This is a genomic window from Peterkaempfera podocarpi (genome assembly GCF_042466665.1).
Classification (GTDB): Bacteria; Actinomycetota; Actinomycetes; order Streptomycetales; family Streptomycetaceae; genus Peterkaempfera; species Peterkaempfera podocarpi.
Window position 1 is genome coordinate 7,056,805 of the sequence record NZ_CP162102.1, and the last position, 12,769, is coordinate 7,069,573.

Consider the following 12,769-nt stretch of genomic DNA (forward strand, 5'->3'; position numbering starts at 1 on the left):
CCCCTCATGGACACACCCCAGGCACCAGCAGCCCCCAGCGTCGACGCCGACGTCCGCCAGGTCAGCCGACGGGCCGTGATCGGCTGGGCCGGCGCCGGTGTGGCGCTCGGTGCGGCAGCCGCCGGCACGGCCGTCGCCGTCACCCGGCACAACGACGGCGCCGCCGGCAGCAGCGGCGTGAGCGTGACCGACTCCGCAGCCGTCCCCTTCTACGGCGACCACCAGTCGGGCATCGCCACCCCGGTGCAGGACCGGCTGCACTTCGCGGCGTTCGATGTGACGACCGACGACCGTGCCGCCCTGGTGGACATGCTGAAGCAGTGGACCAGCGCGGCGGCGGCGATGACCGGCGGCCGGGAGGTCGGCGACGGGGCCGTCGACGGACCCGACGACGCCCCGCCGGACGACACCGGCGAGGCCCTGGGCCTGCCGGCGTCCCGGCTCACCCTCACCATCGGCTTCGGACCCACCCTCTTCGAGCAGGACGGCAAGGACCGCTTCGGGATCCGTGCCAAGCGCCCCGAGGCCCTGATCGACCTGCCGCACTTCCCCGGCGACAACCTGGACCAGGCCCGCAGCGGCGGTGACATCTGCATCCAGGCCTGCGCCGACGACCCCCAGGTGGCGGTGCACGCCATCCGCAACCTGGCCCGCATCGGCATGGGCACGGTGTCCGTGCGCTGGTCCCAGCTGGGCTTCGGCAAGACCTCCTCCACCACCCCGGACGCCCAGACCCCGCGCAACCTCATGGGGTTCAAGGACGGCACCCACAATGTCTCCGGCACCGACACCAAGGCGCTGGCCGACCATGTCTGGGCGGCCCCGGGCGACGGCCAGGACTGGATGACCGGCGGCTCGTACCTGGTCGCCCGGCGCATCCGGATGCACATCGAGACCTGGGACCGCTCCTCGCTCACCGAGCAGGAGAACGTCTTCGGCCGCACCAAGGGCGAGGGCGCCCCCTTCGGCAAGCAGAAGGAGCGCGACACCCCGGACCTCAAGGCGCTGCCCGACGACTCCCATGTGCGGCTCGCCCACCCGGACAGCAACGGCGGCCTGCGCATCCTGCGCCGCGGCTTCTCCTTCACCGACGGCACCGACGGCCTCGGCCGCCTGGACGCCGGCCTGTTCTTCCTCGCCTACCAGCGCGACACCCGTAAGGCGTTCGTCCCGCTCCAGCGGAAGCTGGCGGGCAACGACGCCCTCAACGAGTACATCCAGCACGTCGGTTCGGCGCACTTCGCCTGCCCGTCGGGCGTCCGCAAGCCCGGCGAATGGTGGGGCCAGGCCCTCTTCGGCTGACCCCGTACCACCCACCCCACCGCCTCTCCAGGAGCCAGCAGTGTTCGCCAACTATCTGATCGGCCTGCGTGAGGGCCTCGAAGCCAGCCTGGTCGTCTGCATCCTCGTCGCCTACCTGGTGAAGACCGGCCGACGCGACCGCCTCACCCCCGTCTGGCTGGGTGTCGGGGCCGCGGTGGTGCTCTCGATGGCCTTCGGCGCGGTGCTCCAGTTCGGCTCCTCCACGCTGACCTTCCAGGCGCAGGAGGCGCTGGGCGGCTCGCTGTCGGTGATCGCGGTGGGCCTGGTGACCTGGATGGTCTTCTGGATGCGGCGCACCGCCCGCCACCTCAAGGCGGAACTCCAGGGCAAGCTGGACGCGGCCCTCGCCATGGGCACCTTCGCCCTGGTGATCACCGCCTTCCTGGCCGTCGGCCGGGAGGGCCTGGAGACGGCGCTCTTCATCTGGACCGCGGTGCAGGCCACCGACGACGGGGTGCGTCCGCTGGTCGGCGCCGTGCTGGGGCTGCTGACCGCGGCGCTGCTGGGGTGGCTGTTCTACCGGGGTGCGGTCCGGATCAACCTGGCCAAGTTCTTCACCTGGACCGGCGCGATGCTGGTCGTGGTGGCGGCGGGTGTGCTGGCGTACGGCTTCCACGACCTCCAGGAGGCGGGGTGGCTGCCGGGGCTGGGCAATCAGATGTTCGACATCAGCTCCACCATCCCGGTCGACAGCTGGTACGGGACTCTGCTCAAGGGCGTCTTCAACTTCCAGCCCGACCCGACCGTGCTCCAGGTCGTCATGTGGGCGGTCTATCTGCTCCCGACCATGGCCTTCTTCCTGCGCCGCGCCGCCGCTCCGGCCCCGGCGCCGGCCGCCGCGGCCCCGGTCGCGGACAGCGCCCGCAGCTGACCGCGCCTCAAGGCGCACCCGACTCCGCGTCCCCGGCTCCTTGCCGGACGCAGGGGCGCGGGGAACCCGCGCGACCCGCCCTCCTCGGAGGTGCACGGTCCGCCGCGTGTTCCCCGCGCCCCTTCTGTGCTGTACGGGCCCGGTCGGGCCGGCGCGGCATTCCCTGCCCGACTGCCTCCCTGCCCGACTGCCTCCGTGCCCGCCGGTGGCGGGCCGGGCCTCTGACGCAGCGCGCCGGGGCGCATACGCCGTGCGGCACCGTCCCCGGGGGCGAGGCGGCCCGGTGGCCAGTGCCGTCCGGACGCTCGCCGCAGCTGCCGCGTCGCCTGTGCAGCCGACCGGCACCGTCGGGGCCTGTCGCAGTGAGGCCCGCCCGGGAGCGGCGACGGCCGTCGGACGGCTTTTGGCAGCACCGCGCGCCGCATGGACGGTCCACCCCGGGCGGCGGGCCTCCGCCCGGGGTGGACCGTCCCGGTGCGGCCGCCACCGCCGCCACTGCGGCGCTGCCGGGCTCCGCCGTCGGCGCCGCGGTGGCGGGCCGGCTGGGCCCGGAAGCCCTGGCGCCCCGGGTGGAGCGGCCGAGGACCGGGCCAGGCGGCCGAGGACCGGGCCAGGCGGGCGAGGACCGGCCCGGACATGCCCGCTGCGCCCCCGGCCGCTGCGGCCGCCGGTGACGTCCGCTGCCGTCCGTGCTCTGCCACTGATGACCTGACCCCGTGGTCCGCCCCGGTGACCGGCCCCGGGTGTCCGCACCGCGGCTGGAGCCCCGGTCGCCGCAGGTCCGCCCGGGTCACCCCGGGAAGGACCGCATGCTGGGGCCGGCTCCGCGCGGCAAAGTGGGAGAAGTACTGACAAAGCCCCCACGACCCTTGCCCCAGCTCGCCTTGAACAGGAGAAGTTGCTGACATATCTTGGTGTAGCTCCAGTTCTTTCACTCCAGGTGGGGAAGAGATGAATAATCTTTCGCCGAAGGCCGCAACGGCCGCTCCAGTCGACAACCCGGCCTGGCTGCGCCTCAAGAGTGCGGTCGAGTCGATACGTCCCCTCCAGGCCAAGGACGGATCGATCGACCTCGCCACTGCGGACCGGGGCACGGTGGACGCCCACATCGAGACCGTCCTCGACGCCCTCGGCGAACTCGCCCCGCGCTTCCCGCACGACGAGGCCTACCTCGAAGCCGTCGCCAAGGACCTGCGGCGCTGGTCGGACAGCGGCTACGCGGTGCCCGACTTCCTGGACTCGCTGCTCGCCTTCCACCCCGCCGACCAGCGGCAGGACGGGCTCGAGCACCTGGTGCTGTTCCCCATGTACACCCAGAACGGCAACCCCGACCGCAACCTCGAGGCGGTACTGCTGCGCGTGGTCTGGCCCGACTGGCTGGCGGAGCTGGAGCGCAGCCGGTTCGACAACCCCATGTTCGTGCCGATCACCTTCACCGACTTCACCTCCGGCTACGACACCAACTCCGCGGTGCTCTTCCCCGAGACCGTGGCGGTGCGCGAGGTGCCCGAGCGGTTCACCTGGGGCGGGATCTTCTGCGACCGCGAGGCGGCCCGCTTCCGTGCGGTGACCGGCTCGGCCGTGGAGCTGCTCGGTCTGGACATCCCCGCCGACGCCGCGCGCCTCATCGAGGACCAGCAGCTCGCCCAGCAGACCTTTGTGCTGTGGGACCTGGTCCACGACCGCACCCACAGCCACGGCGACCTGCCGTTCGACCCCTTCATGATCAAGCAGCGCAGCCCGTTCTGGATGTACGGGCTGGAGGAGCTCCGCTGCGACCTGACCGCCTTCAAGGAGGCCGTGCGCCTCCAGGAGGAGGGCCATGAGCAGGGCCGCAACGTCCAGTACGCGATCCTCTTCGACCGCCTGTTCCGCTTCCCGGTCAGCGGCGACCGGGTCCGCAACTACGACGGCCTCGGCGGCCAGCTGCTCTTCGCCTACCTCCACAAGCACAACGCGCTGCGCTGGACCGACAACCGGCTGAGCATCGACTGGGACCGCGTGGCCGAGGTCACCACCGCGCTCTGCGCCGAGATCGAGACCCTCTACCGCGACGGCATCGACCGGCCCAAGACCGCCCACTGGCTCGCCGCCTACCAGCTGGTCTCCCGCTACCTCACCCCGCACCCGGCCTCCACCTGGGCCAAGGGCGCCGAGGCGCTGCCCTTCGCCGAGGCCGACGGCAAGGCCCTGAACAAGGCGCTGTGCGACGCGGTGCTGCCCGACGAGTTCCCGCTCTCCATGTTCTACGAGGCCCTGGCCAAGAAGCTGCGCGACGTCATCGCCGCCACCAGGGGCATCACCGGCACCGGACACGGCCGGGAGGCCGCATGACCGCCCTGGCCGGCAAGGTCGTCGCCGTCGCCGGCGCCACCGGCCCCGCCGGTCGCGCCACCCTGCGCCGGCTCGCCGCGGACGGCGCCGTGGTGGTCGCCGCCGGAACCGACCCCGGCCGTCTGGACGCGACGCTGGACGCCGTACGGGCCGCCGTGCCGGGCGCCCGGGCCAGCGGCCAGATCGTGGACCTGCTGGACCCGCAGGCCGCCCGTGACTGGGCCGACCACATCGAGGCCGAGCACGGGCGCGTCGACGGACTGCTGCACCTGGTCGGCGGCTGGCGCGGCGGCAAGACCTTCGCCGACACCGACCTGGACGACTGGGACTTCCTGCACGACCGTGTGGTGCGCACCCTTCAGCACACCACGCTGGCCTTCCAGCCCGCCCTGCTGCGCAGCCCCGCCGGCCGCTTCGCGATGATCTCCGCCGCCGCCGCGCACAAGCCCACCGCGGGCGGCGCCGCCTACGCCGCGGCCAAGGCGGCCACCGAGGCCTGGACCCTCTCCCTCGCCGCCTCCTTCGCCAAGGAGGGGCCGGGGCAGGGTGCACCGCTCACCGCCGCGGCTGCCATCCTGGTCATCAAGGCGCTGGTCACCCCGGAGATGCGACAGCAGCGCCCCGACGCGAAATTTCCGGGCTTCACGGACACCGCGGACCTGGCCGACACCCTGGCCGGACTGTGGGACCGGCCCGCCGACGAACTGAATGGACAGCACCTGTGGCTGACGCCGCGATGACCGACCCCTTCTTCCCGACCCGTACCGACGCGGTCCGCCGGCACGACCCCGCGGTACGCGGCTTCGCCAGCGACAACTACGCGGGCGTGCACCCGGAGATCCTGGCGGCCCTGGCCGTCGCCAACGGCGGCCACCAGGTCGCCTACGGCGAGGACGACTACACCGGGCACCTCCAGGAGGTCTTCCGCCGCCACTTCGGCGACCGGGCCCAGGCCTTCCCCGTCTTCAACGGCACCGGTGCCAACGTGGTCGCGCTGCAGGCCCTGCTGCCCCGCTGGGGCGCGGTCGTCGCCGCCGAGTCCGCCCACATCAATGTGGACGAGTGCGGTGCCCCGGAGAAGATCGCCGGCCTCAAGCTGCTGACCGTCCCCACCCCGGACGGCAAGCTCACCCCCGAGCTCATCGACCGGCAGGCCTGGGGCTGGGGCGACGAGCACCGTGCCCAGCCGCTCGCCGTCTCGATCACCCAGACCACCGAACTCGGCACCTGCTACACCGCCGAGGAGATCAGGGCCATCTGCGACCACGCCCATGAGCGCGGCATGCTGGTGCATGTCGACGGCTCGCGGCTGGCCAACGCCGCGGCCACGCTGGGGCTGCCGCTGCGCGCCTTCACCACCGACGCCGGGGTGGATGTGCTCTCCTTCGGCGGCACCAAGAACGGCCTGCTGCTCGGTGAGGCCGTGGTGGTCCTCAACCCGGAGCGGGTCCACGACCTGAAGTACCTGCGCAAGATGTCGATGCAGCTCGCCTCCAAGATGCGCTTTCTCTCGGTGCAGTTCGAGGCGCTGCTCAGCGGCGACCTGTGGCTGCGCAACGCCGCCCACGCCAATGCGATGGCCAGGCGCCTGGAGGCGGCCGTCCGCGAGGTGGAGGGTGTGGAGGTGGTCCGCCCCGTGCAGGCCAACGCGGTCTTCGCGCTGCTGCCGCGCGAGGTCAGCGAGCGGCTGCAGAAGCGCTACCGCTTCTACTTCTGGGACGAGCACACCGGCGAGGTCCGCTGGATGGCCGCCTTCGACACCACCGAGGCGGACATCGACGCCTTCGCCGCCGCCATCGTGGAGGAGATGGGCCGGCAGTGACCCCACCGCCGCCGGGGCCCCGGCCTCCCCGGGCCTGTCGGCCGGGCGGCGCGGAGGTCCGAGCGGCGGACTGACAGGGGCCTCGACTGACAGGGGCCTCGGGGGCGCCAGGCGGGTTCGCTCGGCGCCCCCGAGGCCCCTGCGCGTCCGGCCGGGGTGCCCCCGGACCGCGGACGGAAGAACACACGGCCGCCCGTGTCCCGGGCGGCCGTGCGGTGTGCCGGGGGTGTCTCAGGTGGCGGCCTGGCCGGCGGTGCGGCGGGTGGCGCGCTCGCGGGACTCCAGCTCGTCCTCGGCCTCGGCGGCCTCCAGGGTCGGCGCGGTGCCGCCGAGGTGCGCGGGGAGCCACCAGGAGTCCGTGTGGTCCTCGGGCTGGTCCGGGTAGCTGCTCTGGGCGTGGTCCAGCAGGTCGGCCATGGCCTGCCGCAGCCGCCGGGTGACCATCACCGGCCGGTCCTCGGGGGTGAGGTGGATCGGCTCCCCGATCCTGATGGTGACCGGGGTGTGGCGGCGGGTCAGGTTCTTCGGCCGGCCCTTGGTCCACAGCCGCTGGGTGCCCCACAGGATCATCGGCAGCAGCGGTGCGTCGGCGTCCGCGGCCATCCGGGCCGCGCCGGTCTTGAACTTCTTCAGCGTGAACGAACGGCTGATGGTGGCCTCGGGGAAGACCCCCACCACCTCACCGGCCCGCAGTGCCCGCACCGCGGCGTCATAGGCGGGCTGACCGTCCGAACGGTCCACCGGGATGTGCCGCATACCGCGCATCAGGGGGCCGGACACCCGGTGCCGGAACACGTCGTCCTTGGCCATGAAGCGGGTCCGGCGGCGGGCCGACTTCCAGGCGCCCAGGCCGGCGAAGAGGAAGTCCAGATAGCTGACGTGATTGCTGACCAGCACCGCGCCGCCCTGCCGCGGCACATGGTGGGCGCCCTCCACCTCGATCCGCATGTCCAGTGCGCGGAAGGCGGTGAGGGCGGTCCCGATCACGGGCGGGTACACGAACTCAGCCACGGTCAGCCCTACTTCCCACGGGCGGTCGCCCGATCCAGGTGTACCCGCGCGCGGGCGCCGCCGACCGGAGGCGCGGCTCGTCCCCGGGGCACGGGCGGTACGGCGACGATGGTCTCCCGAACCGCAGGGCCCTGTCACCTCCGGCGGAGGCCGCCGTGCGGAGATAGTCGTCACACCGGGCGCGGGGAACCGCGGGCGGCCGGTGAGCCGGCACTACCCCAGGCGGGCCCGGCCGCGGCTCAGCAGCAGATACATCTCGCACCCCAGGCAGTACCCGAAGACGGCGTTGAGGAAGGCGGCGGCGAGCGCACAGGCGGTGGCGGCCGTGCCCAGCCAGTGCGCCCCGAGCAGATACCCGGCGGTGCCCACCAGGCCGAAGGCCAGCCCCACGGCCTGGGCGAAGCGCGGCGGCGCGGCGTCCTCCAGTTCGGCGGGCGGGGCGAGCCGGGGGCGTACCAGGGTGCGGTAGAGCCAGCCGTAGGGGGAATACTGGATGCCGGACAGGGCGCCGACGGCGAAGACCGCGGTCTGTACGGCGAGCAGTGTCCCGCTGCCGCTGATCAGCGCGGCGGCGAGGACGACGGTGGTGAGGGCGGCGGCGAAACGCGGGCCGCGGGGGTCGATCTGCACAGGGGACTCCAGGTCGGGGGTACGGACGGGCGGGCTGACGCGGGGTCAGCGACAGCGCGACGCCGCGGTGCGGCACAGATCCACGACCCGGCGCACCGTGAGGCCGTCCCCGACGGAGCGCCGACGCCGTGCGGTGCCGGTGGAGTCCATGGCGCGATGCTACCCGGGCCGCCGCCGGGGGCGGTGGCGAGGTGCTGCATGCTGGGGTGATGACCGGTCTTGTGGTGTGTGCCGCGGTGCTGCTCGCGGCAACGGTGTTCGGACTGGTGCGGCGGGGCCGGGACGGGAGGGTGCGGGTGCGTACGCGGGACGAGGGCGTCCGGGTGAGCGGCGAGGAGATCGGGACGGCGCTGGGGGAGCGGGCGACGCTGCTGCAGTTCTCCAGCGCCTTCTGCCAGCCGTGCCGGGCCACCCGCAGGGTGCTGGCGGAGGTGGCGGACATGGTGGACGGTGTCGCCCATGTGGAGGTGGACGCCGAGTCCCGGCTGGAGCTGGTGCGGCGGCTGGAGGTCCTGCGGACCCCCACGGTGCTGGTGCTGGACGCGTCGGGACGGGTGGTCCGCAGGGCCTCGGGGCAGCCCCGCCGCGCGGATGTGATTGCGGCGCTGGGTGAGGCGGTCTGACCGCCGCCGGATGCTGCGACCCGGCGGGGGATGCGTCAATACGGGCAACGTCACAGCCGCCATGCGGCAACGCAGGGTGACGGATGCGTCGTGGTGGGGAAGGATGGGCACGGCGGCTCGGCGCGCCCATCGCGGCCTGGATCACAGTTTCCGTCAGGCCGGGAGCGGTGGGAGGACAGGGCGCCGAGCGTAAGCTACTCGCGAGTAGATCCGGTTGACTACTGACGGGTATGCTGCCGGGAGTTACCGGCTGGGCGGAGAGACACGCTGCCCGGAGCGGGTGACGTGCGCCGCGTACCCGTTCGTCTTGCAGTGCCGCACCCGCCGGACGTGACCAGTACAGGAGACAGGCCGTGAGCTTGAGGATCGTTGTCTGTGTGAAGTACGTGCCCGATGCGACCGGTGACCGTCGGTTTGCGGAGGATGCGACGACCGACCGTGAGTCTGTGGACGGGTTGCTGTCGGAGCTGGACGAGTACGGCGTGGAGCAGGCGCTGCGGATTGCCGAGGCCAGTGGTGATGCCGAGGTGACGGTGCTGACGGTGGGGCCGGACGATGCCAAGGACGCGTTGCGCAAGGCGTTGTCGATGGGTGCGGACAAGGCCGTGCACGTGAACGACGACGACATTCACGGCAGTGATGTGATGGCCACGTCCGCGATTGTGGCTGCGGCGGTGGAGAAGACCGGGTTCGACCTGGTGGTCTGTGGGATGGCGTCGACCGACGGGACGATGGGTGTGCTGCCGGCGCTGTTGGCCGAGCGGTTGGGTGTGCCGCAGGTGACGCTGCTGTCGGAGGTGGCGGTGCGGGACGGTGTGGTCACCGGTCGGCGGGACGGGGACAGTGCCACCGAGCAGGTGCAGGCCGCGCTGCCGGCGGTGGTCTCGGTGACCGACCAGTCCGGTGAGGCCCGCTACCCGTCGTTCAAGGGCATCATGGCGGCGAAGAAGAAGCCGGTGGCGTCGTTGGACCTGGATGATCTGGGCATTGATGCCGAGGCGGTGGGTCTGGCCGGTGCGTGGAGTGCGGTGGACAGTGTCACTGCCCGCCCGGCGCGTACCGCGGGCACGATCGTGAAGGACGAGGGCGAGGGCGGCAAGCAGCTCGCGGAGTTCCTCGCTGCGCAGAAGTTCGTCTGAGCGGAAGTTCGTCTGAGCAGAAGTTCGTCTGAGTACGAGTTCGTCTGAGCACGAGTTCGTCTGAGTCGTCCCGCTGTCCGCCCCTGCGGCGTTCACATCTCTGGAGAGTTTGAGCAATGGGTGAAGTCCTTGTCCTGGTCGATCATGTGGACGGCCGGATTCGCAAGCCGGCGCTGGAGCTGTTGACTCTGGCGCGTCGTATCGGTGAGCCGGCGGCGGTGGTGCTGGGTGCGGGTGAGGGTGCCGCGGCGGTGGCGGCCAAGGCCGCCGAGTACGGTGCCGTCACGGTGTACACCGCTGATGCGCCGGAGTTCGCGGAGTATCTGATTGTGCCGAAGGTCGATGCGTTGACGCAGATCGCTCGTGCGGCGGATGCGGCGGCGGTGCTGGTGACGTCCTCGGGGGAGGGCAAGGAGATCGCGGCGCGGGTGGCGTTGCGGCTGGGTTCGGGGGTGATCACCGATGCGGTGGACCTGCGGGCCGGTGAGGGCGGGCCGGTGGCGACGCAGTCGGTGTTCGCGGCGTCCTTCCAGGTGGACTCGCGGGTCTCCCGTGGGGTGCCGGTGATCACGGTGAAGCCGAATGCGACCGGTCCGGAGGCGGCGCCTGCGGCGGGTGCGGTCCAGGCCGTGGTGGTGGAGTTCTCCGCCGGTGCCCGGGGTACCAAGGTGGTCTCGCGTACCGCGCGGGTCTCCTCGGGGCGCCCGGAGCTGACCGAGGCGGCGATCGTGGTCTCCGGTGGCCGTGGTGTGGGTGCGGCGGAGGGCTTCGGTGTGGTGGAGGAGCTCGCGGACGCGCTCGGCGCGGCGGTGGGTGCCTCGCGTGCCGCGGTGGACGCGGGCTGGTACCCGCACACCAACCAGGTCGGCCAGACGGGCAAGCAGGTCTCCCCGCAGCTCTACATCGCCAACGGTATCTCCGGGGCCATCCAGCACCGGGCCGGCATGCAGACCTCCAAGACCATCGTCGCCGTCAACAAGGACCCCGAAGCCCCCATCTTCGACCTCGTCGACTTCGGCGTCGTCGGCGACCTCTTCCAGGTCCTCCCCCAACTCACCACCGAGATCAAGGCCCGCAAGGGCTGACACCCGCCCAGGCGGGACCCGCGGCGACCCCCAGGGGCGCGGGGAACAGCGCGGACCACCCGGACCTCCCCGGAGGGCCGGCCGCGCGGCTCCCCGCGCCCCTGAGCGGTTCGATGGGCGGGTGGTGCGTTGACCGGGTGGTGCGATGGCCGGGCGATCCACGGCCGGGTGGTTCCATGGCCGGGCGATCCACGGCCGGGTGGTTCCATGGCTGTGGCCGGATCCCGCAGGACAGGTCCCACCCGGGTGCCGCAGCGGACCGGTGGAAAGGACGGACCAGATGCTCACCGCACTGTTCGCGGGACCGGCGGACGCCCCGGACGCGCTGCGGATCGACGGCCGCGCCCTGTCGCGGGAGCAGCTGCTCGCGGCCGCCACCGCCACGGCCGACCGGATCGCCGGAGCACCCGCCCTCGCCGTCCTGGCCCGGCCCACCGCCGCCACCGTCACCGCCGTGGTGGGCGGGCTGCTGGCGGGCGTCCCCGTCGTCCCGCTGCCGCCCGACGCCGGACCCAAGGAACGCGACCACATCCTGCGTGACTCAGGCGCCGCGCTGCTCGCCGTCGCACCCGGCGAGGCCGCCCCCGACGGCGTCACCCTCCCCCTGGTGACGGCCGACCCCGCCGCACGCTCGGCCGCCACCCACCCCGAGCCCGACCCCGGCGCGCCCGCCTTTGTGCTCTACACCTCCGGCACCACCGGCGCACCCAAGGGCGCCCTCCTCGGCCGGCGGGCCGTCGCCGCCGACCTGGACGCCCTCGCGTCGGCCTGGGCCTGGACCACGGAGGACACCCTGGTCCACGGGCTGCCGCTGTTCCATGTGCACGGTCTGGTGCTGGGCGTCCTCGGCGCGCTGCGCACCGGCAGCCGTCTGGTGCACACCGGCCGCCCCACCCCGGCGGCCTATGCGGCGGCCGGCGGAACCCTCTACTTCGGTGTGCCCACCGTCTGGTCGCGGCTCGCCGCGGACCAGGCCGCGGCCCGCGCCCTCGCCGGGGCCCGGCTGCTGGTCTCGGGCAGCGCCCCGCTGCCGGTGCCGGTCTTCGAGCGGCTCTCGGAGCTCTGCGGCCACCGGCCGGTCGAGCGGTACGGCATGACCGAGACCCTGATCACCGTCTCCACCCGGGCCGACGGGGAACGCCGCCCCGGAAGCGTCGGACTGCCCCTGGACGGCGTCCGGACCCGGCTGCTCGGCGAGGACGGTGCACCGGTCCCCCATGACGGTGAGAGCGTGGGCGAGCTCCAGGTGCGCGGTGCCACCCTCTTCGACGGCTATCTCGGCCGCCCCGACGCCGATGCCGAGGCATGGACGGACGACGGCTGGTTCCGCACCGGCGATGTGGCCACCGTCGGGGGCGACGGCTTCCACCGCATCGTCGGACGGGCCTCGGTGGACCTGATCAAGAGCGGCGGGTTCAAGATCGGCGCCGGCGAGGTGGAGGCCGCCCTGCGCGACCATCCGGCGGTGGCCGACGCCGCCGTGGTCGGCGCCCCCGACCCGGACCTGGGCCAGGCCGTGGTCGCCTTTGTGGTGGCCGACGGCGCGGTGACGGGTGACCAGCTCTCCTCGTTCGTCGCCGAGCGGCTCTCCGTGCACAAGCGGCCCCGCCGGGTGGTGCTGGTGGACGATCTGCCGCGCAACGCCATGGGCAAGGTGCTCAAGAAGCAGCTCACCGAGCCGGGGCCGTAGCCGGCCGCGATCTACGGGGAACCGGGTGCGGCGGCCCCGGGAGCCCTCGGGCGCGGTCGTCGGGACGCCGCCCGCCCCCTGCGCCGGGGCGGTCGGGCGGGGCTTCCGGGTGCGGGGTGCACCGTCCCGGCGGCAGCAGCCGCGCGCCGGGCATGCGGCGGGCCCACGCCAGGACGGTCCGGTTGCCGGGGATCGCTGCCCGTGGGCACACGGCCATCGCCGCGGCCCCCGGGCGCACCGC

Annotated in this window: 11 protein-coding genes; 9 read left to right on the plus strand and 2 right to left on the minus strand. The window is 73.1% G+C overall.

The annotated features are described in order from the left end of the window. The first annotated feature begins 6 nt into the window (after positions 1-6). The 5 genes from efeB to AB0761_RS31070 all read left to right on the plus strand — a co-directional run bounded on the left by efeB (position 7) and on the right by AB0761_RS31070 (position 6,350). Positions 7-1,302, plus strand: a complete 1,296-nt coding sequence (gene efeB / locus AB0761_RS31050) for an iron uptake transporter deferrochelatase/peroxidase subunit (RefSeq protein WP_377272492.1) — start codon at positions 7-9, stop codon at positions 1,300-1,302. Positions 1,303-1,342: 40 nt separating this feature from the next. Continuing rightward, complete coding sequence (gene efeU / locus AB0761_RS31055; RefSeq protein ID WP_377272493.1) at positions 1,343-2,194, plus strand: iron uptake transporter permease EfeU; 852 nt, start codon at positions 1,343-1,345, stop codon at positions 2,192-2,194. Positions 2,195-3,145: 951 nt separating this feature from the next. Continuing rightward, on the plus strand, positions 3,146-4,528 hold the full coding sequence (locus tag AB0761_RS31060; RefSeq protein WP_377272494.1) for a DUF6421 family protein: 1,383 nt from the start codon (positions 3,146-3,148) through the stop codon (positions 4,526-4,528). Then, the gene (locus AB0761_RS31065; RefSeq protein WP_377272495.1) at positions 4,525-5,268 is read left to right on the plus strand and encodes an SDR family NAD(P)-dependent oxidoreductase; all 744 of its coding nucleotides are present in this window, start codon (positions 4,525-4,527) and stop codon (positions 5,266-5,268) included. Before AB0761_RS31060 ends, AB0761_RS31065 begins: the two co-directional genes overlap by 4 nt. After that, the gene (locus tag AB0761_RS31070; RefSeq protein WP_377274419.1) at positions 5,265-6,350 is read left to right on the plus strand and encodes a threonine aldolase family protein; all 1,086 of its coding nucleotides are present in this window, start codon (positions 5,265-5,267) and stop codon (positions 6,348-6,350) included. Before AB0761_RS31065 ends, AB0761_RS31070 begins: the two co-directional genes overlap by 4 nt. A 231-nt stretch (positions 6,351-6,581) precedes the next feature. Here the strand turns inward: AB0761_RS31070 and AB0761_RS31075 are convergent, their stop codons facing one another. Further along, positions 6,582-7,361, minus strand: coding sequence for a lysophospholipid acyltransferase family protein (locus tag AB0761_RS31075; protein ID WP_377272496.1), 780 nt, complete (start codon positions 7,359-7,361; stop codon positions 6,582-6,584). Positions 7,362-7,574: 213 nt separating this feature from the next. Further along, entirely contained in the window at positions 7,575-7,991 is a 417-nt protein-coding gene (locus tag AB0761_RS31080) for a DUF4395 domain-containing protein (protein ID WP_377272497.1), read from the minus strand. 209 nt (positions 7,992-8,200) lie between these two features. On the opposite strand from AB0761_RS31080, the gene AB0761_RS31085 reads away from it, so the two are divergent. The 4 genes from AB0761_RS31085 to AB0761_RS31100 all read left to right on the plus strand — a co-directional run bounded on the left by AB0761_RS31085 (position 8,201) and on the right by AB0761_RS31100 (position 12,528). Then, positions 8,201-8,614: a TlpA family protein disulfide reductase gene (locus AB0761_RS31085; protein WP_377272498.1), complete on the plus strand. Its 414-nt coding sequence runs from the start codon at positions 8,201-8,203 to the stop codon at positions 8,612-8,614. 353 nt (positions 8,615-8,967) lie between these two features. Beyond that, positions 8,968-9,753 (plus strand): electron transfer flavoprotein subunit beta/FixA family protein, encoded by a 786-nt coding sequence (locus AB0761_RS31090; RefSeq protein ID WP_377268622.1) that lies wholly within the window; start codon positions 8,968-8,970, stop codon positions 9,751-9,753. Positions 9,754-9,869: 116 nt separating this feature from the next. Beyond that, entirely contained in the window at positions 9,870-10,838 is a 969-nt protein-coding gene (locus AB0761_RS31095; protein ID WP_377272499.1) for an electron transfer flavoprotein subunit alpha/FixB family protein, read from the plus strand. Between the two features lie 280 nt (positions 10,839-11,118). Continuing rightward, positions 11,119-12,528: an acyl-CoA synthetase gene (locus AB0761_RS31100; RefSeq protein ID WP_377272500.1), complete on the plus strand. Its 1,410-nt coding sequence runs from the start codon at positions 11,119-11,121 to the stop codon at positions 12,526-12,528. Positions 12,529-12,769: the final 241 nt, after the last annotated feature.

Excerpts from the sequence above, each read along its gene's own strand:
- AB0761_RS31070 (WP_377274419.1), top strand. The coding sequence starts at position 5,265 with ATGACCGACCCCTTCTTCCCGACCCGTACCGACGCGGTCCGCCGGCAC.
- AB0761_RS31095 (WP_377272499.1), top strand. The coding sequence starts at position 9,870 with ATGGGTGAAGTCCTTGTCCTGGTCGATCATGTGGACGGCCGGATTCGC.
- AB0761_RS31065 (WP_377272495.1), top strand. The coding sequence starts at position 4,525 with ATGACCGCCCTGGCCGGCAAGGTCGTCGCCGTCGCCGGCGCCACCGGC.
- AB0761_RS31060 (WP_377272494.1), top strand. The coding sequence starts at position 3,146 with ATGAATAATCTTTCGCCGAAGGCCGCAACGGCCGCTCCAGTCGACAAC.
- AB0761_RS31100 (WP_377272500.1), top strand. The coding sequence starts at position 11,119 with ATGCTCACCGCACTGTTCGCGGGACCGGCGGACGCCCCGGACGCGCTG.
- AB0761_RS31085 (WP_377272498.1), top strand. The coding sequence starts at position 8,201 with ATGACCGGTCTTGTGGTGTGTGCCGCGGTGCTGCTCGCGGCAACGGTG.
- efeB (WP_377272492.1), top strand. The coding sequence starts at position 7 with ATGGACACACCCCAGGCACCAGCAGCCCCCAGCGTCGACGCCGACGTC.